At 44.2% G+C, this 25,641-nt stretch carries 21 protein-coding genes; 12 read left to right on the top strand and 9 right to left on the bottom strand.

From position 1 onward, the window contains the following. Positions 1-18: 18 nt before the first annotated feature. Positions 19-975, bottom strand: a complete 957-nt coding sequence (gene dusC, locus CWO08_RS13855; RefSeq protein ID WP_048659728.1) for a tRNA dihydrouridine(16) synthase DusC — start codon at positions 973-975, stop codon at positions 19-21. A gap of 177 nt (positions 976-1,152) precedes the next feature. Between dusC and CWO08_RS13860 the strand changes: the two genes are divergently transcribed. Then, positions 1,153-1,773, top strand: coding sequence for a YecA family protein (locus tag CWO08_RS13860; protein WP_108020644.1), 621 nt, complete (start codon positions 1,153-1,155; stop codon positions 1,771-1,773). A 107-nt stretch (positions 1,774-1,880) separates the two neighbouring features. Here the strand turns inward: CWO08_RS13860 and dsbB are convergent, their stop codons facing one another. Both dsbB and nhaB read right to left on the bottom strand, forming a co-directional pair. Further along, positions 1,881-2,405: a disulfide bond formation protein DsbB gene (gene dsbB, locus CWO08_RS13865; RefSeq protein WP_230682264.1), complete on the bottom strand. Its 525-nt coding sequence runs from the start codon at positions 2,403-2,405 to the stop codon at positions 1,881-1,883. A gap of 132 nt (positions 2,406-2,537) precedes the next feature. After that, positions 2,538-4,130: a Na(+)/H(+) antiporter NhaB gene (gene nhaB, locus CWO08_RS13870; protein ID WP_108020645.1), complete on the bottom strand. Its 1,593-nt coding sequence runs from the start codon at positions 4,128-4,130 to the stop codon at positions 2,538-2,540. A gap of 640 nt (positions 4,131-4,770) precedes the next feature. Here nhaB and fadR point away from each other — a divergent pair. Continuing rightward, the gene (fadR, locus tag CWO08_RS13875) at positions 4,771-5,610 is read left to right on the top strand and encodes a fatty acid metabolism transcriptional regulator FadR (protein WP_017062161.1); all 840 of its coding nucleotides are present in this window, start codon (positions 4,771-4,773) and stop codon (positions 5,608-5,610) included. A gap of 187 nt (positions 5,611-5,797) precedes the next feature. Here fadR and CWO08_RS13880 read toward each other — a convergent pair whose 3' ends face one another. Both CWO08_RS13880 and metG read right to left on the bottom strand, forming a co-directional pair. Beyond that, a complete protein-coding gene (locus CWO08_RS13880) occupies positions 5,798-6,277 on the bottom strand; it encodes a DUF1456 family protein (protein ID WP_010437231.1) in 480 nt (159 codons plus the stop codon). A 220-nt stretch (positions 6,278-6,497) separates the two neighbouring features. Beyond that, positions 6,498-8,558 (bottom strand): methionine--tRNA ligase, encoded by a 2,061-nt coding sequence (gene metG, locus CWO08_RS13885; protein ID WP_060982307.1) that lies wholly within the window; start codon positions 8,556-8,558, stop codon positions 6,498-6,500. A 158-nt stretch (positions 8,559-8,716) separates the two neighbouring features. Between metG and apbC the strand changes: the two genes are divergently transcribed. The 3 genes from apbC (at position 8,717) to CWO08_RS13900 (ending at position 12,925) form a co-directional block, all read left to right on the top strand. Next, on the top strand, positions 8,717-9,793 hold the full coding sequence (apbC, locus tag CWO08_RS13890; protein WP_048659724.1) for an iron-sulfur cluster carrier protein ApbC: 1,077 nt from the start codon (positions 8,717-8,719) through the stop codon (positions 9,791-9,793). Positions 9,794-10,050: 257 nt separating this feature from the next. Continuing rightward, positions 10,051-10,692, top strand: a complete 642-nt coding sequence (udk, locus tag CWO08_RS13895; RefSeq protein WP_004734002.1) for a uridine kinase — start codon at positions 10,051-10,053, stop codon at positions 10,690-10,692. 106 nt (positions 10,693-10,798) lie between these two features. Continuing rightward, positions 10,799-12,925, top strand: coding sequence for an AsmA family protein (locus CWO08_RS13900; RefSeq protein WP_102479579.1), 2,127 nt, complete (start codon positions 10,799-10,801; stop codon positions 12,923-12,925). Between the two features lie 221 nt (positions 12,926-13,146). Here CWO08_RS13900 and cobO read toward each other — a convergent pair whose 3' ends face one another. Further along, positions 13,147-13,752, bottom strand: a complete 606-nt coding sequence (cobO, locus tag CWO08_RS13905) for a cob(I)yrinic acid a,c-diamide adenosyltransferase (RefSeq protein WP_048659722.1) — start codon at positions 13,750-13,752, stop codon at positions 13,147-13,149. Between the two features lie 84 nt (positions 13,753-13,836). On the opposite strand from cobO, the gene CWO08_RS13910 reads away from it, so the two are divergent. Beyond that, entirely contained in the window at positions 13,837-14,286 is a 450-nt protein-coding gene (locus CWO08_RS13910; protein WP_102432558.1) for a low molecular weight protein-tyrosine-phosphatase, read from the top strand. A gap of 114 nt (positions 14,287-14,400) precedes the next feature. On the opposite strand, the gene CWO08_RS13915 is transcribed toward CWO08_RS13910, so the two are convergent. Both CWO08_RS13915 and rne read right to left on the bottom strand, forming a co-directional pair. Next, complete coding sequence (locus tag CWO08_RS13915) at positions 14,401-15,948, bottom strand: SulP family inorganic anion transporter (RefSeq protein WP_060982310.1); 1,548 nt, start codon at positions 15,946-15,948, stop codon at positions 14,401-14,403. 258 nt (positions 15,949-16,206) lie between these two features. Continuing rightward, the gene (gene rne / locus CWO08_RS13920) at positions 16,207-19,323 is read right to left on the bottom strand and encodes a ribonuclease E (RefSeq protein ID WP_108020646.1); all 3,117 of its coding nucleotides are present in this window, start codon (positions 19,321-19,323) and stop codon (positions 16,207-16,209) included. Positions 19,324-19,941: 618 nt separating this feature from the next. On the opposite strand from rne, the gene rluC reads away from it, so the two are divergent. Beyond that, on the top strand, positions 19,942-20,886 hold the full coding sequence (gene rluC / locus CWO08_RS13925) for a 23S rRNA pseudouridine(955/2504/2580) synthase RluC (protein WP_102432556.1): 945 nt from the start codon (positions 19,942-19,944) through the stop codon (positions 20,884-20,886). A gap of 273 nt (positions 20,887-21,159) precedes the next feature. Here rluC and CWO08_RS13930 read toward each other — a convergent pair whose 3' ends face one another. Further along, positions 21,160-21,741: a nucleoside triphosphate pyrophosphatase gene (locus tag CWO08_RS13930; protein ID WP_102432555.1), complete on the bottom strand. Its 582-nt coding sequence runs from the start codon at positions 21,739-21,741 to the stop codon at positions 21,160-21,162. A gap of 149 nt (positions 21,742-21,890) precedes the next feature. Here CWO08_RS13930 and yceD point away from each other — a divergent pair, with 149 nt between their 5' ends. From yceD to fabD, 5 genes are all read left to right on the top strand, one after another. Next, positions 21,891-22,418 (top strand): 23S rRNA accumulation protein YceD, encoded by a 528-nt coding sequence (gene yceD / locus CWO08_RS13935; protein ID WP_046222705.1) that lies wholly within the window; start codon positions 21,891-21,893, stop codon positions 22,416-22,418. 35 nt (positions 22,419-22,453) lie between these two features. Next, a complete protein-coding gene (gene rpmF, locus CWO08_RS13940; protein ID WP_004737376.1) occupies positions 22,454-22,624 on the top strand; it encodes a 50S ribosomal protein L32 in 171 nt (56 codons plus the stop codon). Positions 22,625-22,633: 9 nt separating this feature from the next. After that, complete coding sequence (gene plsX / locus CWO08_RS13945; RefSeq protein ID WP_017062152.1) at positions 22,634-23,659, top strand: phosphate acyltransferase PlsX; 1,026 nt, start codon at positions 22,634-22,636, stop codon at positions 23,657-23,659. A gap of 5 nt (positions 23,660-23,664) precedes the next feature. After that, positions 23,665-24,615 (top strand): beta-ketoacyl-ACP synthase III, encoded by a 951-nt coding sequence (locus tag CWO08_RS13950; protein WP_010437276.1) that lies wholly within the window; start codon positions 23,665-23,667, stop codon positions 24,613-24,615. Between the two features lie 80 nt (positions 24,616-24,695). Then, positions 24,696-25,619 carry an ACP S-malonyltransferase gene (gene fabD / locus CWO08_RS13955; protein ID WP_102478249.1) on the top strand — a complete coding sequence of 308 codons (924 nt, stop codon included), beginning with the start codon at positions 24,696-24,698 and terminating at the stop codon, positions 25,617-25,619. Positions 25,620-25,641 lie beyond the last annotated feature (22 nt).

A 25,641-nucleotide genomic window follows, 5' to 3' on the forward strand; every position in this document is an offset into this window, starting at 1 on the left:
ATCATTAAGTGCTTCGTCTTAAACAGGTTGACGGCGTTCTTCTTGATAACGTTGAAGACGTTCTACAATCGGCGGCGCCTTCTTGAAAGTGCGAATTTCTTTAAATAGTTCGTTCGCTTCAGGGTAGCCTTTACTTAAATAAACAAACCACTGCTTCACTCTATTGGGGTAGTACATACCTTTGTCCCCTTTAATTTGAAACTCTGAATAGCGCAGCAAAAGTTCAATGACTTTATCCCACGGCATTTTCTGGTGGTTGTGCTTAACGACGTTACCAAGGTTTGGAATATTGAAAGCACCACGGCAGACCATCAATGAATCGACGCCTGTTGCTTCTATGCAATCTTGACCATCTTGATAGTTCCAGATTTCCCCATTAGCAATCAATGGTAGAGATGTTTTCTCTCTTATTTGATTGATGTAATCCCATTTAATTTCGCTGGCTTTATAGCCGCCAACTTTGGTTCTTGCGTGCACGGTGAGTTCGTCAGCTTTAGCTTGTTCGATGGCGTCGACAATTTCAAAGCACTCTTCCGGATGCTCCCAACCTAATCGGATCTTTGCGGATACAGGAATGTGTGCAGGTACCGCTTCTCGACAAGATTTCACCACTTGATAGATGAGTTCTGGTTCTTTTAGCAATGAAGCGCCACCATTACTTTTGTTTACCGCCTTTGCTGGGCAACCAAAATTAAGATCGATGCCTTTAGCGCCTAAGCTAGCAGCTTGAAAAGCATTCTCGGCCATCCAATTTGGGTGTTGACCTAGAAGTTGAAGATGGATTGGCACACCAGCCATGGTCTGAGAACCTTGGTGCAGCTCTGGGCAAATACGGTGGAACACATGCGGAGGAAGAAGTTGATCCACGACGCGAACAAACTCTGTCACACAGAGATCGTAATCATTTATCTCTGTGAGAATTTCACGCATTAGGTGGTCTAGAACGCCCTCCATAGGGCCAAGTATTACGCGCATGTTGCTTTACCTAAACTGAGTGAACCGAAAAATCGAGGCGTGATTGTACGGTTTGCTTACAGGATTGTCACTATGAGTGTGGTATGCCTACCCTAATGATGGTTTCGTCTCTTAATAGCGACATCTTGGGGTGTATGGCGTTATAATATCGAAAATGCACAAATATCCAGAGCTTTCATGACATACCAATTATTAAGCCTACCAGAATCTATTTCAGACATTACGCCGCAGTTTATTGAAGGTGCAATCCTTGCGTCTAACTTAGCGACCAAGCCACTCGATCCTGAAGAATGGATTGCTATCGTAGCACCTGAAGCGGGCAAAGAGCTTGTAACATTAGTGACGGAACAGATTAACCGCCAGCACAATCTGATTCAGCGTAGTGAATACTTACTGACTGATGTGTTTGCAGAAGGCGACTTCAATGAGCAGTTCGCAGATTTTTCGGAAGGTTTTATGATGGTTTGGCCGACAGTGGAAGAGCAGTGGCAAAGCATTACGGTTGCGGACGGCACTCTGCGCATGTTGCAAGCTCTGCTGACTACATTAATGCTCGCGATTGATGAAGAGCAAACTCAACAACAAATGGTTGCGGCTGGCCTTCAAAACCCACCATCGCTTGCTGATTTAGTGGGCCAGGTCGATCTGATGATCTCAGAAGTGGCAATGGCAGCGGATGAAGCTATGTTGGGCAATAAGTCCCAGAGCGTGAACCCGTTTAAAGATATTGGTCGAAACGACCTTTGTCCTTGTGAAAGCGGCAAGAAGTTTAAACAATGCTGTGGTAAAAACAGCTAATCACGGCTTGTTGAGTAACAGACTTTCTTTAAGTGATAAAAAGTTTAAGTAATAAAAAGTCGACCTTTGGGTCGACTTTTTTGTTTCTGAAGATGATGAGCTAATTGTTAGTCATTTTTTGATTTAACGAATTGAGAAAGCGCTACAAAACCGAAAGCAACTAAGTTACCCGCGAAGATAATCACAAGCCATTGTGGCATCGAAAGTTCTAAGAACTGCCACACAACCTTGCTACAGTCGCCGTAAGCTTCAAACATCCACGGAGCCCATTGGTTTAAAGGTGCCCAACTTGGGAAGGTCACGAACAGGTCACAAGTAGCAAAAGGAGACGGATTAAACTGGTAGTCAACGTGCTCTAAAGCCAACGTCAAACCTTTGTATGCGCCAAATCCCCAGCCAGCAAGGCCTAACCAACGTGATATTGGGTTATTCGGGGAAATAGCACCAATCATGGCTGCAACACCGATAGCAAGCATCGCAACACGCTCATAGATGCACATTACGCAAGGGCCAAGCATCATCACGTGTTGAAAGAAGAGAGCACATGCCTCAAAAAAGACAATAAAAGCCAGCAGTAAAAGCCAAGATAAACGTCCCTTAGAGAAGTCTTTGATCATTGCTAAAAAGTTCACGAATTTAATCCCGTCTATAAAATAAAAAAGCCCTGATTACTCAGAGCTTTTTATCTTGGATAAGTTTCCTAATCAACTAATATTTTTGATTAGTTAGTTATAGTTATTTTGGTTTGCGACACAGTGTTTAGCTTAGTGACCACCAGAGATAACTGGAGCAACGACTTCACCAGTGCGTTGAATGATCCAACCTGCGTCGTAGAACCATGCTGTCATTGGCTCTACGAAGAACACGATACCTGCAAGGCCAACCAGTGCTAATACGATGGTGTATGGCAGTGCCATGATAACCATGCGGCCGTAAGACAGTCGAATTAACGGAGCAAGTGCTGATGTTAATAGGAATAGGAATGCAGCCTGGCCGTTTGGCGTAGCAACAGAAGGTAGGTTAGTACCTGTGTTGATAGCAACAGCAAGTAGGTCGAACTGGTCACGAGTGATGATGCCTTCTACTAATGCAGTTTTCACTTCGTTGATGTAAACCGTACCGACGAATACGTTATCTGAAACCATCGATAGAATACCGTTGGCAACATAGAAGAGAGCGAGTTGTGCACCTTTATCTTCAACGTGAAGTACTGCATCGATTACTGGCTTAAATAAAGCTTGGTCGATGATTACAGCAACAACCGCGAAGAAAACGGCAAGAAGTGCAGTAAATGGCAGAGCTTCTTCAAAGGCTTTACCCATAGAGTGCTCTTCAATAACACCTGTAAATGCAGTTGCTAAGATGATTACAGAAAGACCAATTAAACCTACTTCAGCAACGTGAAGTGCAAGGCCAACAATCAGCCAAACTGCGATTGCACTTTGAACCCATAGCTTTGCTATGTCTTGCTTTGTACGGTTTGCACGTTCTTTGTTGTCAAATTCAACCAAGATTTGGCGAACATTCGTTGGTAGCTCTGCGCCGTAACCAAACACTTTGAATCTCTCTACAAGTGCACAAGTTAGAATGCCGCAGAAGAAAACAGGCAGTGTTACTGGCAGCATACGGATGATAAATTCACCGAACTCCCAACCCGCTTGCTTAGCAATTACTAAGTTTTGTGGTTCACCTACCATGGTCATTACGCCACCTAGTGCAGTACCAACACCGGCGTGCATAAGCAGTGAGCGTAGGAAAGCACGGTAGTTTTCTAGGTCATCACGAGTTAGTTCAGAGATCTCTTCATCATGAGTATGATCGTGTGCAGACGTTGTGCCTTTGCCCGATGCAACCTTGTGGTAGATAGAGTAGAAGCCTACCGCAACGCTAATAACTACAGCGATTACTGTCAGCGCATCTAGGAAGGCAGACAAAAACGCTGCAGCGACACAGAAAGCGACAGAGAGTAAGATTTTTGATTGGATGCCGAGCAGGATCTTCGTGAAAATGAACAGAAGTAGTTCTTTCATGAAGTAGATACCAGCAACCATGAATACAAGTAAGAGTAATACTGGAAGGTTTGCTTGTAGCTCGTGATAAACCATTTCTGGTTTGGTCATGCCAATGGCGACGGCTTGAATTGCCAATAAGCCACCCGGTTGAAGAGGGTAGCATTTTAGAGCCATAGCTAGGGTGAAAATAAACTCAACCACCAATAGCCAGCCCGCAACAAATGGGTCAACTAGGAAGAAAACAAACGGGTTGATGATTAAAAAGGAAATGATGGCAAGTTTATACCAATCAGGAGCTTTACCAAGGAAGTTCTTGATAAAAGCGTTTCCGAGAGACATCGGCATGTTAATACTCTTTTATGTTGATTATGAATAGACAAGCAATACAACATTTTGAGAATCGAGCTATAGAAATTGTTAAAAACTATAACTAACAGTGACTTAGAAAAACTACATTCCATGTAATGTTCTGTGGTCTTGCCAAGTCACTCCCTTAGAAACTCAAGCACTGCTTATTTTTGAGCGCAACTCTACTCTTCGATAACATTTAGTCAACAGGAAAAGCCCTGTAGCACCTAAAATAGCTCTTTTTTGTGTGAGAAACGCGATCAAAGTAGCGGAAGCATACCACTTAAAATGTGATAAAAACCGACTAGAATCAATATTTCAGCGAAATGATTGAAATTTACAGAATAATGACGGTTTATATATGATTATTACAACTTAATTTTGTAATTTGATAACTTTGAAAATATGACTAATGTCGTTGATTTTAAATAAAATTTATTGTGTTAATTATTTGTTGAAATGCTAATTTATGTAGACTTGCTTTGCAAACCTTAGGCGGAAACATGAGTCTAACTTTAGAGCTTTAGCTCTACTGTGTTTTGGGGGAGTGAAATTTTTGCGGGTGTTTCCGCTAGGTGTGAACTAGTGGTATGATGAGTAAATTAGAACAGAATAATTAAATTGGATTGAAGTGTAGATGGTCATTAAGGCGAAGAGCCCGGCAGGATTTGCAGAAAAGTATATCATTGAAAGTATTTGGAATGGCCGTTTCCCTCCAGGTTCTATCTTGCCCGCAGAGCGTGAGCTTTCTGAGCTGATTGGTGTTACACGTACTACGCTTCGTGAAGTACTACAACGTCTTGCTCGTGATGGTTGGTTGACAATCCAGCACGGCAAACCCACTAAAGTTAACCAGTTTATGGAAACCTCAGGTCTTCATATCCTTGATACGCTAATGACGTTGGACGTTGATAACGCAAGCAAAATGGTAGAAGACCTACTTGCTGCCCGTACTAATATCAGCCCGATCTTTATGCGTTATGCATTTAAAGCAAACAAAGAAGCTTCAGAGCGTACTATCAGCAACGTGATTGAATCTTGTGAAGCGCTACTTGCGGCACCGACTTGGGATGAGTTCTTAGAATCGTCGCCATACGCTGACAAGATCAAGCAAGCGGTAAAAGAAGATTCAGAAAAAGATGAAGCGAAACGTCAGACGATCTTAATCGCGAAGACTTTCAACTTCTATGATTATATGCTTTTCCAACGTTTGGCATTCCACTCAGGCAACCAGATTTACGGCCTAATCTTTAACGGTGTGCGTAAACTGTATGACCGTATCGGTAGCTACTACTTCTCTAACCCAGAAGCACGACGTTTAGCGATGGACTTTTATAAAGAGTTGTTCATTATCTGTGAAAGTGGTGAGCGCGAAACTTTGCCATTAGTGATTCGTAACTACGGTATTGCAAGTGCACAAGTTTGGAATGAAATGAAAACGACATTGCCAACGAACTTCACTGAAGACGACAGCTAAGCTATAGGTTTACTATTGTTGCTCCTGTTTAGTCAGTGACGTAAAGAAAACGAAAAAGCGGCGAGATAATTCAATTATCTCGCCGCTTTTTATTTATCTGTCGTTGCTAGAAAATTACCCGTGGGGCATTAATTTACCTACGAGTAGTTACTTACCTATGACGAGTAATTTATCTATGAGTAGCGACTTAACCCGCAAACTCTTCTGAGTCTGGACGGTTGGTAAATTGCACACCGTTTAGAAAATCGCAAAGTAGTTGGTCTTCGCACACTTTGTAGTTTTTGTTTTCTGGCTTGCGGAAGTAAGCGCCGATTTCGTACTTGCTCAAGCTAATGCCAACCACTTCTAGTACATCCAAAACATCTTCTGCTTTCATGTTTAATGCGATACGAAGCTTCATGAAGATCATGTTGTTCGTCAGTGCAACTTCAGGTTTAGGTTGCTCGCCCTCTTTTTTGCCACGCTTAAGGTTGATGAAACCATTTAGGAATACCGCTAACTCTTTGTCTTTCATCTTAGAGCATGACTTGTCGTTGTCGTCTTTTAGCCAGTTAATCACTTGGTCATGAGCAACGGTCACATCAGCTTGTTCGATAGCTTTGATGATTTGTGCATTTTTAAGGTTTAGTGCGTGTTGAATACGACGCAAGATTTCGTTGTTAGTCACTGGGGATTCCTAAAAAGGGTTTTAGAGTAAAGAGGTGTTGGTTAGTCCATTATCGTCGACAAACCAATTTCTACTCTACATAGCATAGTTGACGGCGACTCTAACAGAGAACGTAAATTTTCGGTAGATATAAAAAATCCCCAATGCTTATTAACTCTTTCAAGTTAAAAGTGCATTAGGGATTTAGCGATGAGTGCTTGTTATCTGACTGAAATCAGAATTACATTACACGCATACCAGGTTGTGCACCTTCGTGTGGCTCAAGGATCCATAGGTCGCTGCCGCCAGGGCCCGCGGCTAGGATCATGCCTTCAGACATACCAAACTTCATCTTACGAGGTTTTAGGTTTGCTACCATTACAGTTAGCTTACCTTCTAGCTCTTCAGGTTTGTATGCTGATTTGATACCAGAGAATACTTGGCGAGTCTCACCACCGATGTCCAGTTGGAACTTCAGTAGTTTGTTCGCTTTTGGTACTTCTTCACAAGAGATGATACGAGCAATACGCATGTCTACTGCAGCAAAGGCATCGAACTCAATCTCGTCTGCGATTGGCTCTTTGTCTAACTCAGTTTGGCTTGCTTGCTCTTTTTCAGCTTCTGCTTTTTCTTTCGCTGCTGCTTCAGCGGCTGCATCTTCTTTAGAAGACTCAACCATTGCTTCCACTTTCTTAGGATCAATACGGCTGAATAGCGCTTTGAACTTAGTGATCTCGTGATCAGTTAGCGGAGTAGCAATCGCTTCCCACGTTAGCTCTTCGTTTAGGAAAGCTTCAGTGCGAGCCGCAAGCTCAGGCATCACAGGTTTCAGGTAAGCCATTAGTACGCGGAATAGGTTGATACCAACAGAAGAAACTTCTTGAAGCTCTTTCTCTTTACCTTCTTCTTTTGCAAGAACCCAAGGTGCTTTCTCATCGATGTACTGGTTAGCTTTGTCTGCTAGTGCAGTAATTTCACGGATAGCGCGGCTGAACTCTCGAGTTTCGTATAGCTCACCGATACGCTCAGCAGCAGCAACGAATTCGTTGTAAAGTTCTGGTTCGGCAAATTCAGCAGAAAGCTTGCCTTCAAAACGCTTAGTGATGAAGCCAGCGTTACGCGAAGCTAGGTTAACAATCTTGTTTACTACGTCAGCGTTTACACGTTGAGTGAAGTCTTCAAGGTTAAGGTCTAAATCATCGATACGGCTGTTTAGCTTAGCTGCGTAGTAGTAACGTAGACACTCTGGGTCTAGGTGGTTTAGGTACGTGCTTGCTTTGATGAATGTACCTTTTGACTTAGACATTTTCGCGCCGTTTACAGTCACGTAACCGTGTACGAATACGTTGTTTGGCTTGCGGAAACCTGCGCCGTCTAGCATTGCTGGCCAGAATAGGCTGTGGAAGTAAACGATGTCTTTACCGATGAAGTGGTAAAGCTCAGTTGTGCTGTCTTTCTTCCAGTATTCGTCGAAGTTTAGATCGTCACGCTTGTCACATAGGTTCTTGAAAGAAGCCATGTAGCCAACAGGTGCGTCTAGCCATACGTAGAAGAACTTGTCTTTTTCGCCTGGGATTTCAAAGCCAAAGTAAGGTGCATCACGTGAGATATCCCACTGTTGCAGGCCAGACTCAAACCATTCCTGCATTTTGTTTGCAGTTTCATTCTGTAGAGAGCCAGAACGAGTCCACTCTTTCAGCATGCTTTCGAACTGAGGTAGGTCGAAGAAGAAGTGCTCAGAGTCTTTCATTACTGGAGTTGCGCCAGAAACCGCCGATTTAGGGTTAATCAGTTCAGTTGGGCTGTATGTCTCACCACAGTTATCACAGTTATCACCATACTGGTCTTCTGACTTACACTTAGGGCAAGTACCTTTTACGAAGCGGTCTGGTAGGAACATCTCTTTCTCAGGGTCGAAAAGCTGAGAAATAGTACGGCTAGAAATGAAGCCGTTCTTTTTAAGTTCTAGGTAGATGTGAGAAGCCAGTTCACGGTTCTCTTCGCTGTGTGTGCTGTGGTAGTTATCAAAGCTGATATCAAAGCCAGCGAAGTCTTTTTGGTGCTCTTCACTAACAGCAGCGATCATCTCTTCTGGTGTGATACCCATCTGTTGAGCTTTAAGCATAATTGGCGTGCCGTGAGCATCGTCAGCACAGATGAAGTTTACAGTGTTGCCACGTAGACGCTGGTATCGAACCCAGATATCAGCTTGGATATGCTCAAGCATATGGCCAAGGTGAATAGAGCCGTTAGCGTACGGAAGCGCACAAGTTACCAAAAGTTGTCTTGGATCAGTTGCCATACTTAATAATTCGCTTTTTTGATAGGTATAAATTTTGAGAGGTAATACTACTTTATAACGTGTGATACGCCAAGGTATCAGACAAAGGATTCCCCTAGTTTTTTAGGGGTTCAGTCTTCATCTCGTGGGTGATAGCATAAATAAAAAAAGGAGCCTCAATGCGTAACTTTACTTCTAAGCAAGATTTCTGTTCATGGTTGAATGAGTTCGAGTCACCAATCCTCATACCAGAGTGGGCGCTACACCAAAATATTGTATCGGTTGATCCGCGTGGATCATTTGTTATTACCTTGCCTTTTGCTGCCAATCAGCTTGCTGTTGATCTTGAAGATTGGATTAATGCCCAGATTGAGCAAAAGCTTGTGAGTGCTTTCCAATTTGAAGTGAAGGTGAAGCCATCTGCGTTAGAAACAACCGTCGCGACACCTTTGAAGGGCGTTAAGAACATTATCGCCGTGACGTCGGCAAAGGGTGGGGTAGGTAAATCCACAACCTCTGTAAACCTTGCGCTTGCTTTATCTAAGTCTGGTTCAAAAGTGGGCTTATTGGATGCAGATATCTATGGTCCATCAGTGCCTATGATGCTCGGCCAATTAGACGCAAAACCAGAAGTACAGAACAATAAATGGATGATGCCAATCGAGGCTCATGGCATTTTCACTCACTCTATTGGCTATCTTGTGTCGAAAGACGATGCGGCAATCTGGCGTGGCCCTATGGCAGCGAAGGCTTTGGGGCAGCTAGTTAATGAAACTGTATGGCCAGAGTTGGATTACCTTGTTATCGACATGCCACCGGGCACCGGTGATATTCAGCTGACGTTGTCGCAACAGATCCCAGTGACGGGCGCAGTAGTGGTGACCACCCCTCAAGATTTGGCATTAGCGGATGCGCGTAAAGGCGTAGCGATGTTTGATAAGGTGAGTGTGCCAGTCGCAGGCTTAGTTGAAAACATGAGCTATCATATTTGTAGTCACTGTGGTGAGAAAGAGCATATCTTTGGTGCTGGTGGTGCAGAAGCGATGTCAGAAGAGTTTTACCTCGATATCTTGGCCCAAATCCCTCTTCATATTGACGTGCGAGAAGATATCGATGCTGGTTGCCCGACGGTGATTCGTCGTCCTGATAGTGAACATACACGTCACTACCTAGAGCTCGCAGAAAATGTGGCTGCGAAAATGTTCTGGACAGGGAAAGCAAGGCCAGAAGCGATTAACTTCTCTATGGTTGAATAGCGCAAGTTAATTACTGGGTCGTTTAAATACAGTTTGGATTAGATAAACAACGGTTGGATTGGGCAGATAGCCATTGGGCTTGTGCAAATAGTTGTAGGCAAGTTATTTGAAAGCAAACGATTGTTTTAAGTAAATGTATTGAGATCATCAATTTGACTGCAATTAGCTAAAATCGCGACTAGAATCTATGTGCTTTAGCCCCTATAATCAGGCGGTTTATCTCTTCCCACCACCAAACCATATCGGGTGCAAAATTAATGTCTGATAATAATCAATGTGTCATCGTAGGTATCGCTGGCGCTTCAGCTTCAGGAAAAAGTCTGATTGCTAGTACAATTTATAATGAATTGCGCGAAAAAGTAGGCGACCATCAAATTGGTGTTATCACGGAAGATTGCTATTACAGCGACCAAAGCCACTTGAGTATGGAAGAGCGTGTTAAAACTAACTACGATCACCCAAATGCACTAGATCATGATCTTTTATGTGAACATCTACAGCAGCTAATGAGTGGCAACGCCGTAGAAGTTCCTGAATACAGCTACACAGAGCACACACGTACTTCTGAAACGACTACACTTACTCCAAAGAAAGTGATCATTTTAGAGGGTATTCTGCTTCTAACAGACCCGCGTCTTCGTAAACTAATGCACGCAAGTGTGTTTATGGATACACCATTAGACATCTGTCTACTACGTCGTGTTAAGCGTGATGTAGAAGAGCGTGGTCGTACAATGGACACTGTACTTAAGCAATACCAAGAAACAGTACGTCCAATGTTCATGCAGTTTATCGAGCCTTCAAAACAACATGCAGACATCATCGTTCCTCGTGGTGGTAAAAACCGTATTGCGATTGATGTACTAAAAGCGCACATTGCGAAGTTGTTGAAGTCTTAATCGAATAAAATTTTGCCTAAGTGACTCACTTAGCTTTATTTTTTACCGAATCAGTGGCACTTTTATAGTGCCACTTTCTTTTGGAATCTAAGCAAGGAATATACGGATGAAGAAACTACTCATTTTCATAGCTGTACCAGTGTTTGTTGTCGTTGCAGCAATTCTGGCACTAGTGCTGTTAGTGAATCCCAATCAATTTAAGCCATTAATTGTCGAACAAGCTCAAAAACACACAGGCCTAGAGCTTGTGATTGAAGGGGATATCAGCTGGCAATTCTTCCCATCTATTGGCTTCGAACTTGGTCAAACTGAATTACGTAACCCTGAAGGGTTCACCCAACCAAACCTATTTAAGGTTGATACCGTTGGCGTTGATGTTTCGGTTACTCCGCTATTTAGCAACCAACTAGAGATAGGCAACATTACTCTAGATGGTGCAGAATTTTACTTAGAAACGCTTAAAGATGGTCGTAAGAACATTGATGCGCTAACGCAAGCGTCAGCGCCTCAAGAGTCTGAGCCTGTCGCTGGCGCAAGTTCTGAATCAACACCTGCACCTCAAGAGCAAAGTGCTACAGACGCATCTGCTTGGACGATCAACCTTGCAGGTGTAACTGTCTCAAACGCATTGTTTGAAATGGACGACAAGCAAGCGGGTTCATTCACTAAGCTATACGATGTGTCTTTGAACCTTTCTGAGTTTGCCGTTGATACATGGACAACCGCGACATTTGCGGCTTCTGGTGAAAACAACCAACAGAAGTTCTTAGCGGAGGGCAGTGCCGAATTCAAATTAGCTGAAGGCTTTGCAAGTTACGCACTTCGTAACATTGATTTAAACGCTAAGTTCAATGATCCAGCGACGTCGATTGAGTCAGCAAAAATTGGCTTGAATACGTTTGAGTTCGATAAGGTCAACCAACTGACTTACGCTGTAATCGGTAATGCAGCGGGTCTTGACCTTGATCTTAAAGGTGGCGGTGAACTTACGGTTGATAGCGCGATCTCAAAAGTAACGTTGAACAAATTGACGTTAGACTCAACATTCAAAGGCGACACGCTTCCTCAGTCTCCAATGAAAGTCGACATGCTGTCTGACTTAAGCTTTGATCTTAACAAGAGCCACCTGAGCTTTGTGTTAGAGAAGCTACAAGCTAACGCTATTGCATTAGACGGTAAAGCAGACGTAACCCTATCTGAAATACCAAAGGTGCGTTTCTCTCTTCATAGTCCGAACATCGACCTTGATGAGTTCTTAGGCTTAGGTAATACAACAGAAACGGCGAGCACGGCTCCCTCTGAGTCTGCTGGTGGTTCAACGTCAAACTCAGGCAGCTCTGCACCTGCGAAAGAAGTAGAACCTGATCTGTCGGCACTGAAAACATTAGATGTGAAAGGTGACATCACGATTGATAAGTTTAAGGCGAACAATGCGAAAATGCAGAATGTTAAAACAGCATTCTCGGTTAACCGTGGTATCGCAGAGCTTACCTCATTCACATCGAACCTTTACCAAGGCTCTATTTCTGCGACAGCTAAGTTAGACGCACGTAAAACACCAGCGACTTACACAGCTAAGAAGAAAATCAAAGGTGTGAAAGTTCAGCCGTTACTGGTTGATGTTGCAGATAACGATATGCTGGAAGGTACCGGTAATATCGATGTCAACGTGAAAGGTAAGAGTCTGACTCCGACGGGTATCAAGAAAAACCTAGTCGGTACTATCGCGATTAACTTTGAAGATGGTGCAGTTAACGGCATCAACGTAGCTCAACTGATTCGTGAGAATTACGCGAAGATCAAAGGCGAAAAAGTTGAAAGCACAAATGAAGCTCAAAAAACGGACTTCAGTGCAATGAAAGCGACGCTGAAGGTCAACAAAGGTTGGGTTTCAACAAACGACTTATCAGCACAGTCGCCACTGTTACGCGTGACAGGTCAAGGTAAAGCAAACTTCATCAATGAGACGGTCGACTTCCTTGTACGTACATCAATTGTGGGTTCACTTGAAGGTCAGGGCGGTAAGAGCATTGACGACCTGAAAGATGTGACCATCCCAATTAAGGTAACTGGCCAGTGGGCTGACCCGAAATTCGCACTTGTTTTTGATGATGTGTTGAAACAGAAAGCACAGAAAGAAATTGACCGTGGTGTGAACAAGCTAACGGACAAGATCAAAGACGAGAAAACTAAAGAAGCAGTCGATGGTTTATTGAAAGGTTTCTTTAACTAAACGTTTCTAACTCGTATATAAAAGAAGCGCCATTCCTGTTGTAGGAATGGCGCTTTTTTTTGGATGCTTATAATACTTTCGAGAGATTCCCTATGACACTCGGCCCTCGTTCTAGGGAATGACGACAGGTACTCGTCCTTTGTTTAAGGGCGTGCCAGTCTAGTGGTCGTCATCCTCGAGAGGGAAGAGTGGCCGAGTCGGGGATCTCTGGTTGCATGTGATTACCAGTCAACGCCTTGAAGCGCTTTAACACCAGATTCGAATGCGTGCTTCACATTACGAACTTCAGACACGGTATCGGCCATGTCCGTTAAAGTGCGGTGCGCTCCACGGCCAGTAATGATTACTGATTGCATTTTCGGACGGTTGTTTAGAGCTTGTACCACTTCATCCAGTTCAATGTAGCCATAACTCACCATGTAAGTCAGCTCATCAAACAGAATTACATCAATCGACTCATCGGCTAGCATGCGCTGACACTCTTTCCACACGCGCTGTGCGGCTTCGATATCTTGAGCCTTGTTTTGAGTTTCCCAAGTAAAGCCGGTACCCATCACTTGGAACTCTACGTCGAGCTTTTGGAGAACGTTCTTTTCGCCGTTATCCCAAGTGCCTTTAACAAACTGAGCGACGGCACACTTTTTACCATGACCGACTGCACGTGTAATCGTACCAAAACCGGATGTTGATTTACCTTTACCGTTACCCGTGATGACCAACAATAGGCCTTTGACTTCTTGGGCAGCAGCCACACGTGCATCGACTTGTTCTTTTACTTTCTGTTGTCTTGCTTTGTGGCGTTGTTCTTTGTTGTCTTCAGTCGACATAACAAATCCTTTTAAGTTGTGATTGCGCCTATCATAGCCTAACTTAACGATAGCAAAAACCATCGGAAGAACAGGTGATTAGGGATGAAAAAGATACTCGTAGTTTGTATGGGGAATATTTGCCGTTCGCCAACAGGTGAAGCGGTGCTAAGGAAGAAAGCGCAACAGCTGGATATTGACGTTGTGGTTGACTCTGCAGGGACGATTGGTTTTCATCAAGGCAACCCGCCAGACTCGCGTTCGAAATCTGCAGGAGAGAAGCGAGGCTACAGCTTTAAGGGGATTACTTCTCGTAAAGTGGTTGGTCATGACTTCGAAGAATTTGACCTGATACTTGCGGCAGATAGGGACAATTTAGACGACTTAATGAGCCAGTGCCCCGCCCACCTCCAATACAAGCTAGCGTTATTTTTAAGCTTTGGAGAGTCACAATATCAAGAGATCCCCGATCCATATTATGGTGAGGGAAATGGTTTTGAATTGGTGTTGGACTTAATCGAAGAGTCTAGCGAAGCGATATTACGTTCAGTGTAGTGTGGAAACAATGTACGTCGTTGGGTTATAAGTCTAAGGGCTGAGCGACAGGTATAAAAAAGGCCGACATTGAATGTCGGCCTTTCTAAATCTAACTTAAAGCTACAGCTAAGATTACTTAGACATTACTTTGTAGATTGGGTCTTCTGCAACGTTCGCTTCAACTAAGCTACCTGCTTTGTGCAGCATAGCAACACAGTCTTGGCTTAGGTGGCGAAGGTGAAGTGTTTTACCTAATGCCGCGTAACGTTCAGCAATCGTATCGATCGCTTCAATTGCAGAGTGGTCGGTAACGCGTGAGTTTGCGAAATCAACGACCACATCTTGTGGATCGTTGTATGCGTCAAACAACTCTAGGAAGTTAGCCGTTGAACCAAAGAAGATTGGACCGTTAACTTTGTACTCTTTAGAGCCTTCAGCGTTTACAGACGTGTCGGCGTAGATGTGTTTAGCATGTTGCCACGCAAACATCAGCGCTGAAGCTACAACACCAACGCCCACTGCTACAGCAAGGTCAGTCAGTACTGTTACTACGGTAACAAGAACGATAACGAAGAAGTCTTGCTTAGGAACGCGACGTGCAAGCTTGAAGGTTGCCCACTCAAATGTACCGATAACAACCATGAACATTACGCCCACAAGTGCTGCTAGAGGAATCATTTCAATCAGTGCAGAACCGAACAGGATGAACATCAGTAGTGCAACTGCCGCTACAATACCTGAAAGGCGACCACGACCGCCTGAGTTTACGTTGATCATCGATTGACCGATCATCGCACAACCACCCATCGCGCCAAATACTGAACACGTTACGTTAGCCATACCTTGACCAACACATTCACGGTTAGATTGACCACGAGTGTTTGTCATTTCATCTAGTACTGTCAGTGTCAGTAGAGACTCGATCAGGCCGATAGCCGCAAGGATAATTGCGTACGGTAGGATGATCTGTAGTGTCTCAAAAGAAAACGGAACAGCAGGAATAGAGAACGTTGGTAGAGAACCCGCTAGCGTTGCAGCTTCGTCACCAGACATTGTACGTAGGAAGTCGACAACAGTTCGAGTTTCAAGGTCAAGACCGACAACCAAAGCCGTTACTGTAACAATAGCAACCAGTGAAGATGGTACCGCTGTTGTTAGCTTAGGTAGGAAGTGGATGATAGCCATTGTAAGGGCTACTAAACCCAGCATGAGTGTCATTTGACCGCTTGGTAGCCAAGTTAATGCACCTGTTACGTCTGGCGCTTTAAACTGACCAAGCTGAGCTAGGAAGATAACAATTGCCAAACCGTTCACGAAACCAATCATTACTGGGTGTGGAACGATACGGATAAATTTACCCAACTTGAATACACCCGCCGCAATTTGCAGAAGGCCCGCGAGCATGACTGCTGCGAATAGGTATTGAACGCCATGGGTTGCTACTAGGCTAACCATTACAACGGCCATTGCACCGGTAGCACCAGAAATCATACCTGGACGACCGCCGAAGACAGAAGTGATTAAACCTACGATGAATGCTGCGTAAAGACCAACCATTGGGTCAACGCCAGCAACAAAGGCGAATGCTACGGCTTCAGGTACCAGAGCTAGGGCTACTGTAAGACCTGAAAGCACGTCATTCTTTACAGAGTGCTTTGAAAATTGTGGGAATTCGAACATGTTTGCTCAGCTATGCTTAAGATGGATTTACCGACACGGGTGTATTGCGTAGCCAAACAGTGATGGAAAAGAGCGGCAATAGCGAAGTGTCGAAAAGATAAGTGCGCGAATGCTACCCAAAAATGTGATTAAGTTCAAGGTTGAACCTAACTTTGAGTAATATATCTGTTAATTTTTATTCGATTAGTAGATATGAAAAAGGCTGCTTTAATAAGCAGCCTTTGATTCTATTTACTTGCGATTATCTATCAGTAATCACTAGTAGTTTGGCTTAGTCATCGCCGCGCCAGCCTTGTTCGACGCTGCCTGACTGCCTGCACCTTTCGATACAAAACGTTCAGTGCGGAACGGAGCTGCAATCACTTCAATCTCTTTGATCTCTTGAGGACCAGGAGCTTTAGTCATTGGTGAACTGGCTTGCTTCTTAGCAACTGCTGCCTTTGGTGCCGCTTTAGGAGCTTCTGCTTTTACGACAGGTGCTTCTTCAACTTTTGCACTTTCAGCTTTAGGAGCTTCAACTGCTTTTGTTGGTTCAACCACAGCAGTTTCAACAACTGGTGCTTCAACTACGACTTCTTCTGCTTTCACAGTTTCAACCGGAGCTTCAACTTTTTGTGCTTCAACAACTGGTGCTTCTGCAACTACAGCAGGAGTCTCAGTTACTTGAGCTTCAACAGCAGCATCTTCACGGCGGATGATAACTTTACCCATTGCAAGTTCAGGACATGCGAAACCGCCTGCCATTACTACTGTGCTTTGTGGTGCCGTCTCGAGAGCAACATTCTGATCTTGAACAGATGTTTGAGCTTCAGCTGCTACTTGAACTTCAGTCACTTCAGGTTTTGCCTGCTTGTGGTGAGGTTTTGGAATGAAGCGAGGCATCACTTTACCCATAGCCATCTCAGGAGAAGCTACACCACCTTTACGTAGGCGGAATGGGTTAGGGCGACGATCACGACCGCGACGACGACGCTGACCACTTGCACGTAGGTGACGTGGAGAACGACGGTTACGACGTTGTTTCGGCTCTTCCTGTTCAGTTTGCTCTGCATTCGCTTGAGTTGCTTCTACTTGTTCCGCAACTTTTTGCTCTTGAGCTACTGACTGTTCTTTTGAAACAGATAGTTCTTTAGCAACAACTTGCTCTTTTGAAGCGTTATCTTCAGCTTGAGCTTGTTGGTCTTTAACGCGAACTTGCTTGTTCAGTTTACGACGCTGACGACGCTCTTTAATCTTAGCTGCTTTCGCTTCAGGCTTAGCCTTAGGCGCTTCCGGTTTTCCAGCTTGTGCTTCTGCCGCTAGCTGTAGACCTTCTTCTGCTAATTTAGATGGAGCTTGCTCTTCGCGTTGCTTCTGCTCATCACGTGGCTTGTTGCGACGGTCTTGCTTTGGCTTACGAGGCTGACGAGTTTGCTGTGGAGCTGTTTCTTTTTGCTCTTCAGGCTTCTCATCACGAGCTGGCTTACGACGGCGTTTGTTGTCGCGGTTTTCGTTACGATTATCACCACGTTCGCCACGTTGGTTACGACGACGGTTATCGTTACGATCACGGCGTTGACGGTTGCCGTTGTTGCGATTGTTCTTAGGTTTTTCTTCTTCTTTCTTCTCTTCTTCTTTCTTCTCTTCTTGAGTTGAAGAGCCGAATAAGAAGCTACCGATAGCTTTGAAGAAACGACCAATTAGACCTGGTTCTTGAGTCGCTGCTGACTCAGCTTTCTTCTCTTCTGCAGCTTTAGGTGCTGGAGCAGGAGTTGGTGCTGATTGAGCAGGGGCTGCGAAGCCTTTCAGAGCTGGCTCTTCGATCTTCTTAGGACGAATAGTCTGTTCTGCTGGTTCTTTGCTTTCTGCTTCTTTTAGAGCTTCTAGCTTGTTAGGCAGCAAGTAAGACAGTAGATCGAACTCTTCGCCTTCACGAACACGGATAACCTCAAAGTGTGGTGTTTCCATGTCTGAGTTAGGAACAACAGTGATCTTAACTTCTTGGTTCTTCTCGATGTGGTTTACTGAGCGACGTTTTTCGTTCAGAAGGTAAGAAGCGATTGGCACAGGCACAACTGCAAGTACTTGCGCTGTGTTGTCTTTCAGAGCTTCTTCTTCGATCAAACGTAGAACAGACAGTGCTAGAGATTCGTTATCACGAACAACACCAGTACCTGTACAACGAGGACAAATGTGGTGGCTTGCTTCTGCTAGTGATGGGCTCAAACGTTGACGAGACATCTCTAGAAGACCAAAGCGAGAAATACGACCAATCTGAACACGTGCGCGATCTAAACGAACGGCATCACGTAGACGACTTTCTACTTCACGTTGGTGGCGAACCGGAGTCATATCGATGAAGTCGATTACAACAAGACCACCTAGGTCACGTAGACGTAATTGACGTGCAATTTCATCGGCAGCTTCTAGGTTAGTGTTAAGTGCTGTTTCTTCAATATCGCCGCCCTTTGTTGCACGAGCAGAGTTGATATCGATAGAAGTCAGTGCTTCTGTTGGGTCGATTACGATAGAACCACCAGATGGAAGGCGAACTTCACGTTGGAAAGCAGATTCGATCTGGCTTTCAATCTGGTAATGGCTGAATAGTGGTACTTCACCATCGTATTTCTTAACGCGATTCATGAAATCTGGGCGTATTAATTGAATGTGCGCTTGTGCACGTTCAAAAATAGTATTGCTGTCGATTAGAATTTCGCCAATATCACGACGTAGGTAGTCACGAATCGCACGAACGATAACGTTACTCTCTTGGTGAATTAGGAAAGGAGCCGCATTTGAATCAGAAGCTTGCTTGATAGCGCCCCAGTGATTCAATAGAACATTCAGGTCCCACTCTAGCTCTTCTGCACTTTTACCAACACCCGCTGTACGCACGATTAGGCCCATACCTTGAGGAAGCTCAAGAGTGCTTAATGCTGCTTTCAGTTGAGTGCGTTCATCACCTTCGATACGACGAGAAATACCGCCAGCACGAGGGTTATTAGGCATAAGAACTAAGTAACTACCAGCCAAAGAGATGAAAGTTGTCAGTGCAGCACCTTTGCTACCACGTTCTTCTTTCTCTACTTGCACGATTACTTCTTGGCCTTCTTTTAGCACTTCTTTAATGCTAGGACGGCCTTGGTATGTATAACCTTCAGGGAAGTATTCGCGGGCAATTTCTTTAAGAGGGAGGAAACCGTGACGTTCTGCTCCGTAATCAACGAATGCCGCTTCTAGGCTTGGTTCAATACGGGTAATACGTCCTTTGTAGATATTCGCTTTCTTTGACTCGTGACCTGGACTTTCGATATCTAGATCGAACAGTCGCTGGCCATCAACCAAAGCGACACGCAACTCTTCTTTTTGAGTTGCGTTAATTAACATTCTTTTCATTTAGAAATTCTCATTGTCTTTTCTTATTTTCATCATTGTTCTTATCGCTTTATTTCGTTTCTCATGGTGCCAGATCCCATGGCTTTATCGGTGCAGCCTCCCGGCTGGAGAGGGATGCTCTGGGGCACGTCAGTCATCATAGGGAGTTAGCCTATGATCCGCGATGTGGCGGTGAATACTCAACATGAGCGTACGTGAGTAGAGCGATAAGGAACTCAGTTGACCGTGTCTTACGCCGATTGCAGCACTGTCTAATCTGAGTTATCTACTCATTTACTTGCTTATGAATGGTTAGCTGTTTAAATAATAGTCAAACCACTAATAGCAGCTGTGAACTATAGCAGCGGTCGGTAAACACAGCAATCTGCTTTGTCGGAATGCTGTAAAAAAAACAGTTTTTGTTTGGGTTTTGATAGCTCTAACTCACTGTCTATAAATAATTTATCAATTGATATTTTAATTTGCAGGAATCTTGGTGCTTTTTTGTTCGAAGAATCAAAGAAATATAGAACTTCATTGAGCATTTGAGGATAGATCGGCAGGGATTATGAATAAATAAGTTCGGAATAGAGCTAAGAAAATCTCAATTATCAAAAGTGACAGTGATACAATAGCCCAATGAGCGAAATTAGAACCCAAGTCCAATTCGTCGACATTGACGAAGATATGGCTGGTCAGCGTATTGATAACTTCTTACGCAACCAATTAAAAAACATCCCGAAAAGCATGATTTACCGAATCGTGCGTAAAGGCGAAGTCCGCGTTAACAAAAAACGTATCAAGGCTGAGTACAAACTAAAAGCTGGCGATTTAGTTCGTATCCCTCCGGTTACTATTGAAGAGAAAACAGAAGAGAACGTGCCAAGCACGAAACTCAACAAGGTCTCAGAATTAGAACAGTGCATCATTTATGAAGATGATCACATGCTGATTCTAAACAAACCTTCGGGTACTGCCGTTCATGGTGGCAGTGGGCTGAAGTTTGGCGCAATCGAAGCATTGCGTGCACTTCGTCCTGATGCTCGTTTTCTAGAGTTAGTGCATCGTATCGATAGAGATACATCTGGTATTCTGCTTGTTGCTAAGAAGCGCTCGGCGCTAAGACACCTTCAAGCACAGTTCCGTGAAAAAACGGTTCAAAAATATTACTTCGCTCTAGTCATGGGCGAATGGAAGAACAGCTGTAAGGTTGTTAACGCTCCATTATTGAAAAATGAAGTGAACAGTATTGTTCGCGTGAACCCGAACGGTAAAGCCTCTGAGACGCGTTTTCGAGTTTTAGAAAAATTCAAAGATGCGACGTTAGTTCAAGCAAGTCCAATTACGGGGCGTACACACCAAATCCGTGTACATACTCAATATACTGGCCACCCAATTGCTTGGGATGATCGCTACGGTGATCGTCGTTTTGATGCTTACACGGGTAAGGTTGGTCTGGATCGTTTGTTCCTACACGCAGCAAACATTAAGTTCACGCACCCAGGTAGTGAAGAGAAGATGGATATCTCGGCGCCAATGGAAAGAAGGCTAGAGAAAGCCCTAACTGGTTTACGTAAGCTTTAAGAAGATACGAGATACGAGATACGAAGGCATAGAGTGCCTCTAAATTTGTTCTTCAGTATCCATAAATGAGAAAGGTTGACGAATATCGTCAACCTTTTTTGTTTTCATCTGTTGTTGAAGATCCCCAAGTCGCTCGTTCCTCGCTCTTGAGGATGACGACTTTTTAAAATCAAGTTCTATATCATTAGCTGGTTAGATAAAATTGCGTGTTCCGTCATTCCCTAGACTGACGAAGGAAGGAGTAGGGAATCTCTAACAAAGAGAGCGTATCCGTTACAGCACATTCATTCCTTGCGCTTCTAACATATCGACCAGATCGATCAGCGGTAAGCCGATCAAAGTATTCGGGTCTTTTCCTTCCATCTGTTTAAACAACGCGATACCTAATCCTTCACACATAAAACTGCCCGCGCAGTAATAAGGTTGTTCCTTCTCAACATAAGAGATGATCTGCTGTTCGGTTAAATCACGGAAATGCACAATGAAGGTGTCGAGACGCGTGTCAGCTTTGTTGGTCTCGCTGTTCCAAACAGAAAGGCCAGTATAGAAAGTGATGCTCTTACCGCTTTGGCGCGATAACTGCTCAATTGCTTTTTCTCGAGTATGAGGCTTACCTATGATCTCTCCATCAATAACACAAACCTGATCAGAACCAATGACCAAGCTTGGTTGTTGTACCATGCACGACTTAGCTTTGGCCTCGGCAAGGCGCATCACTAACTGTTGAGGTGTCTCTTCTGGAAGCGGCGTTTCATCGCAGTCTGGCTTGGCTGTAATGAAGCTTAACTGTAGTTTTTTGAGGATCTCTTGCCTAAATGGTGATGTAGAGGCTAAAACTAGTTGGTAATTTCTCATTTTAATTTACAATTCAAGGAAGCATTTATCTCAGGATAACGTAACTTGTCCTGCTATTCATAATGCTCTGAATAGGAAAGGCAGGAAAGTACATTTTTTTTGCCATTTCCTTTGACTAAACATGATTTGGAAGATAAGATTCGCGCCCTATGCAAAAGGAAAAAATACCGCGTACAGTTGATCCGGCAAGAACGGCTCAAAAACGACTCGATGTGAATGGTATCATTCAGGTCAGTCTTTTAAAGCGTTTAACCGAAGCAACTGAAGGCGTAAAACGTGACGCGCAAGTCTCAATGTCATTTGGGCTTGATGAACAACGATTAGTCGTTATCTCTGGTAAAGCTAACGTCGAAGTCGATTTAGAGTGTCAACGTTGTAATGAGGTTTTCGCACATGAGTGCGATGTCCAATTTACTTATACTCCTGTTTACAGTGAGAAAAGTGAAGAGGAAGCACCGGAAGAGTACGATTTGGTAGATCTGAACGAGTACGGTGAGTTAGACCTGATTCAATTAGTTGAAGACGAGTTCATCCTTGGATTGCCACAAATAGCAATGCACGACGATGCGGACTGTAGCGTTAACTCAAATAATTTGGTATTTGGTGAACTTCCTGAAGAAATTGAGGAAGATAAAAAGCCGAATCCATTTGATGTTTTAAAAAGCTTAAAGAAGTAATTGCTTCTTTAAGAATTTACATAGGAGTAGGGTCAATGGCCGTACAAAAGAGCAAGAAATCACGTTCAATGCGTGGCATGCGTCGTTCACACGATGCACTAACTACAGCTGCACTTTCTGTAGACGCAACTTCAGGTGAAACTCACCTACGTCACAACGTGACTGCCGAAGGTTTCTACCGCGGCAAAAAGGTTATCAACAAGTAAGGTTGACCTTTGCAAAATCTAACCGTTGCGCTTGATGCAATGGGCGGGGACTTCGGTCCTCGTGTAACAGTGCCTGCCGCCGTGCAGGCACTGTCGTATTTCCCAGAGCTAAAAGTCATTCTCATAGGTGATCGAAACGCGATCACATCTCAATTATCTTCATTAGGTCGAATGCCTGATTCTCGTTTGAGTATCCAGCATTGTGATCGAGTTATTTCCAATTCTGAAAAACCTTCACTAGCCTTACGTAACAGTCAGGGTAGCTCTATGCGTGCCGCTATCGATCTAGTTGCCGAATCACAGGCTGATGCTTGTGTGAGTGGTGGTAACACTGGCGCACTGATGGCTTTATCCCGTTTCCGACTTAAACTCCTTCCTGGTATTGATAGGCCTGCATTGGTTTCAGCTTTGCCTACAGCATCAGGGAATCGCACATGGATGCTTGATTTAGGGGCAAACGTTTCTAGTGACGCGGATTCACTCTTTCAGTTTGCTGTCATGGGCAGTGCATTAGCGGAACAACATTTAGGTCGCGCTCCACGTGTCGCTATCTTGAATATAGGTGCAGAAGAAATCAAAGGTAATGACCTTGTAAAACGATGCGCTGAAATGTTGTCGAACACTCAGTCTGTGAACTTCATAGGCTATATTGAAGGTAATCAATTACTTCAAGATGCTGCTGATGTCGTCGTATGTGATGGTTTTGTGGGCAATGTCTGCTTAAAAACGTGCGAAGGTACAGCTCAGCTCTTTATTGATAAGCTAAAAACGCGCATGATGGCTTCAACAATAAAGGGTTGGATAGCCAGAATGTTGTTTTCTGAGCTATTTACTGAATTAAAAACCTTGAACCCCGACCAGTATAACGGCGCAAGTTTGTTAGGATTGCGCGGCATTGTCATTAAAAGTCATGGAAGTGCTGATGTGTCTGCAGTCGTCAACGCGATTGGTGAAGCAGTACACGAGGTCAAACGACAAGTCCCCAGCCGCATTAGCGATCGTTTGGAAGCGGTTTTACTCGAGAGGCATTATTAGTCTTCATGTATAGCAAAATTTTAGGTACTGGCAGCTACTTGCCATCTCAGGTGCGTACGAACGCAGACTTAGAGAAAATGGTAGAGACTAGCGATGAGTGGATCGTTGCTAGAACTGGTATTAAAGAGCGTCGTATTTCAGCGGAAAACGAAACCGTTGCTGATATGGCGTTTTACGCTGCTGAAAATGCCATTGAAATGGCAGGTATCGACAAAGAAGATATTGATTTAATCATCGTTGCGACAACCAGCAGTAGCCACACATTCCCGTCTTCGGCATGTCAGGTACAAGGTAAGCTTGGTATTAAAGGCTGCCCTGCGTTTGATTTGGCTGCAGCGTGTTCTGGTTTTGTTTACGCACTGTCTGTTGCTGATCAACACATCAAGACTGGCATGTGTAAGAACGTTTTGGTAATTGGTGCGGATGCACTGTCAAAAACCTGTGATCCGACTGACCGCTCTACTATCATCCTATTTGGTGATGCAGCAGGCGCGGTGGTTGTAGGCGCAAGCGAAGAGCCAGGTATTTTGTCTACTCACATTTACTCTGACGGTAAATACGGTGAGCTTCTAAGCCTAGAAGTACCAGAGCGCGGCGGTGATGCAGACAAATGGCTGCACATGGCGGGCAACGAAGTATTTAAAGTGGCGGTAACTCAGCTTTCTAAGCTAGTTAAAGACACATTAGCTGCGAATAATATGGATAAGTCAGAGCTTGATTGGTTAGTTCCACACCAAGCGAACTACCGTATTATCTCGGCAACGGCTAAAAAGCTGACGATGTCGCTTGATCAAGTAGTTATTACCCTTGATAAGCACGGCAACACTTCAGCAGCTACCGTACCAACGGCCCTTGATGAGGCTGTTCGCGACGGGCGAATTAAGCGTGGTCAAACGCTTCTTCTTGAAGCCTTTGGTGGCGGCTTCACTTGGGGTTCTGCGTTAGTTAAATTCTAACCTCAAGCGATAATCAACAAACAAGGCACATAACTTATGTGCCTTATTCAATTTTTTGCTTTGCTTAAAGGATAATTACAATGAGCAAGTTTGCTATCGTATTCCCAGGCCAAGGCTCTCAAGCTATCGGTATGCTTGCTGACCTAGGCGAACAGTATGATGTTGTTAAACAAACATTTGCTGAAGCTTCAGAAGCACTTGGTTACGATCTATGGGCATTGGTTCAAGATGGTCCAGTAGAAAATCTAAATGAAACTTTTCGTACTCAACCGGCTCTATTAACAGCGTCTGTTGCAATTTGGCGTGTATGGCAAGAGCTTGGTCTAGAGCAACCTGTAAACTTAGCAGGTCACAGCCTAGGCGAATACTCTGCACTCGTATGTGCGGGCGTTATCGACTTTAAAGAAGCGATCAAGCTGGTTGAACTACGTGGCCAACTGATGCAAGAAGCGGTTCCTGCTGGTGTTGGTGCAATGTACGCAATCATTGGTCTAGACGATGAAGCGATTGCTAAAGCGTGTGAAGAAGCTGCGCAAGACGAAGTTGTGTCTCCAGTTAACTTTAACTCTCCTGGCCAAGTTGTTATCGCGGGTAACAAAGCAGCAGTAGAGCGTGCTGGTGCGCTTTGTAAAGAAGCGGGCGCTAAGCGTGCACTTCCGTTACCTGTTTCTGTGCCGTCTCACTGTGCACTGATGAAGCCAGCAGCAGACAAGCTAGCAGTGGCTCTAGAAGCTCTAGAGTTCAACACGCCAGCACTGCCTGTTATCAATAACGTTGATGTTATTGCTGAAACAAACCCTGAAAAAATTAAAGACGCACTTGTTCGTCAGCTATACAGTCCAGTTCGTTGGACTGAAGGTGTACAAGCGATGAATGAACAAGGTGTCGAGAAGCTACTTGAATTAGGCCCTGGTAAAGTTCTTACTGGCCTAACAAAACGAATCGTAAAAACTATGACAGCTGCTGCAGTTAATGACACTGCATCACTAGAAGCTGCTAAGTAATAACCACTTAATAGAGAAGTTA

Source organism: Vibrio sp. 10N.286.48.B8 (assembly GCF_003050085.1).
GTDB lineage: Bacteria > Pseudomonadota > Gammaproteobacteria > Enterobacterales > Vibrionaceae > Vibrio > Vibrio crassostreae.

What these genes read in the sequence shown, in the direction of transcription:
- dusC (WP_048659728.1), bottom strand. Translation starts at nt 975, where the DNA reads ATGCGCGTAATACTTGGCCCTATGGAGGGCGTTCTAGACCACCTAATG.
- CWO08_RS13860 (WP_108020644.1), top strand. Translation starts at nt 1,153, where the DNA reads ATGACATACCAATTATTAAGCCTACCAGAATCTATTTCAGACATTACG.
- nhaB (WP_108020645.1), bottom strand. Translation starts at nt 4,130, where the DNA reads ATGCCGATGTCTCTCGGAAACGCTTTTATCAAGAACTTCCTTGGTAAA.
- fadR (WP_017062161.1), top strand. Translation starts at nt 4,771, where the DNA reads ATGGTCATTAAGGCGAAGAGCCCGGCAGGATTTGCAGAAAAGTATATC.
- metG (WP_060982307.1), bottom strand. Translation starts at nt 8,558, where the DNA reads ATGGCAACTGATCCAAGACAACTTTTGGTAACTTGTGCGCTTCCGTAC.
- apbC (WP_048659724.1), top strand. Translation starts at nt 8,717, where the DNA reads ATGCGTAACTTTACTTCTAAGCAAGATTTCTGTTCATGGTTGAATGAG.
- udk (WP_004734002.1), top strand. Translation starts at nt 10,051, where the DNA reads ATGTCTGATAATAATCAATGTGTCATCGTAGGTATCGCTGGCGCTTCA.
- CWO08_RS13900 (WP_102479579.1), top strand. Translation starts at nt 10,799, where the DNA reads ATGAAGAAACTACTCATTTTCATAGCTGTACCAGTGTTTGTTGTCGTT.
- cobO (WP_048659722.1), bottom strand. Translation starts at nt 13,752, where the DNA reads ATGTCGACTGAAGACAACAAAGAACAACGCCACAAAGCAAGACAACAG.
- CWO08_RS13910 (WP_102432558.1), top strand. Translation starts at nt 13,837, where the DNA reads ATGAAAAAGATACTCGTAGTTTGTATGGGGAATATTTGCCGTTCGCCA.
- CWO08_RS13915 (WP_060982310.1), bottom strand. Translation starts at nt 15,948, where the DNA reads ATGTTCGAATTCCCACAATTTTCAAAGCACTCTGTAAAGAATGACGTG.
- rne (WP_108020646.1), bottom strand. Translation starts at nt 19,323, where the DNA reads ATGAAAAGAATGTTAATTAACGCAACTCAAAAAGAAGAGTTGCGTGTC.
- rluC (WP_102432556.1), top strand. Translation starts at nt 19,942, where the DNA reads ATGAGCGAAATTAGAACCCAAGTCCAATTCGTCGACATTGACGAAGAT.
- CWO08_RS13930 (WP_102432555.1), bottom strand. Translation starts at nt 21,741, where the DNA reads ATGAGAAATTACCAACTAGTTTTAGCCTCTACATCACCATTTAGGCAA.
- yceD (WP_046222705.1), top strand. Translation starts at nt 21,891, where the DNA reads ATGCAAAAGGAAAAAATACCGCGTACAGTTGATCCGGCAAGAACGGCT.
- rpmF (WP_004737376.1), top strand. Translation starts at nt 22,454, where the DNA reads ATGGCCGTACAAAAGAGCAAGAAATCACGTTCAATGCGTGGCATGCGT.
- CWO08_RS13950 (WP_010437276.1), top strand. Translation starts at nt 23,665, where the DNA reads ATGTATAGCAAAATTTTAGGTACTGGCAGCTACTTGCCATCTCAGGTG.
- fabD (WP_102478249.1), top strand. Translation starts at nt 24,696, where the DNA reads ATGAGCAAGTTTGCTATCGTATTCCCAGGCCAAGGCTCTCAAGCTATC.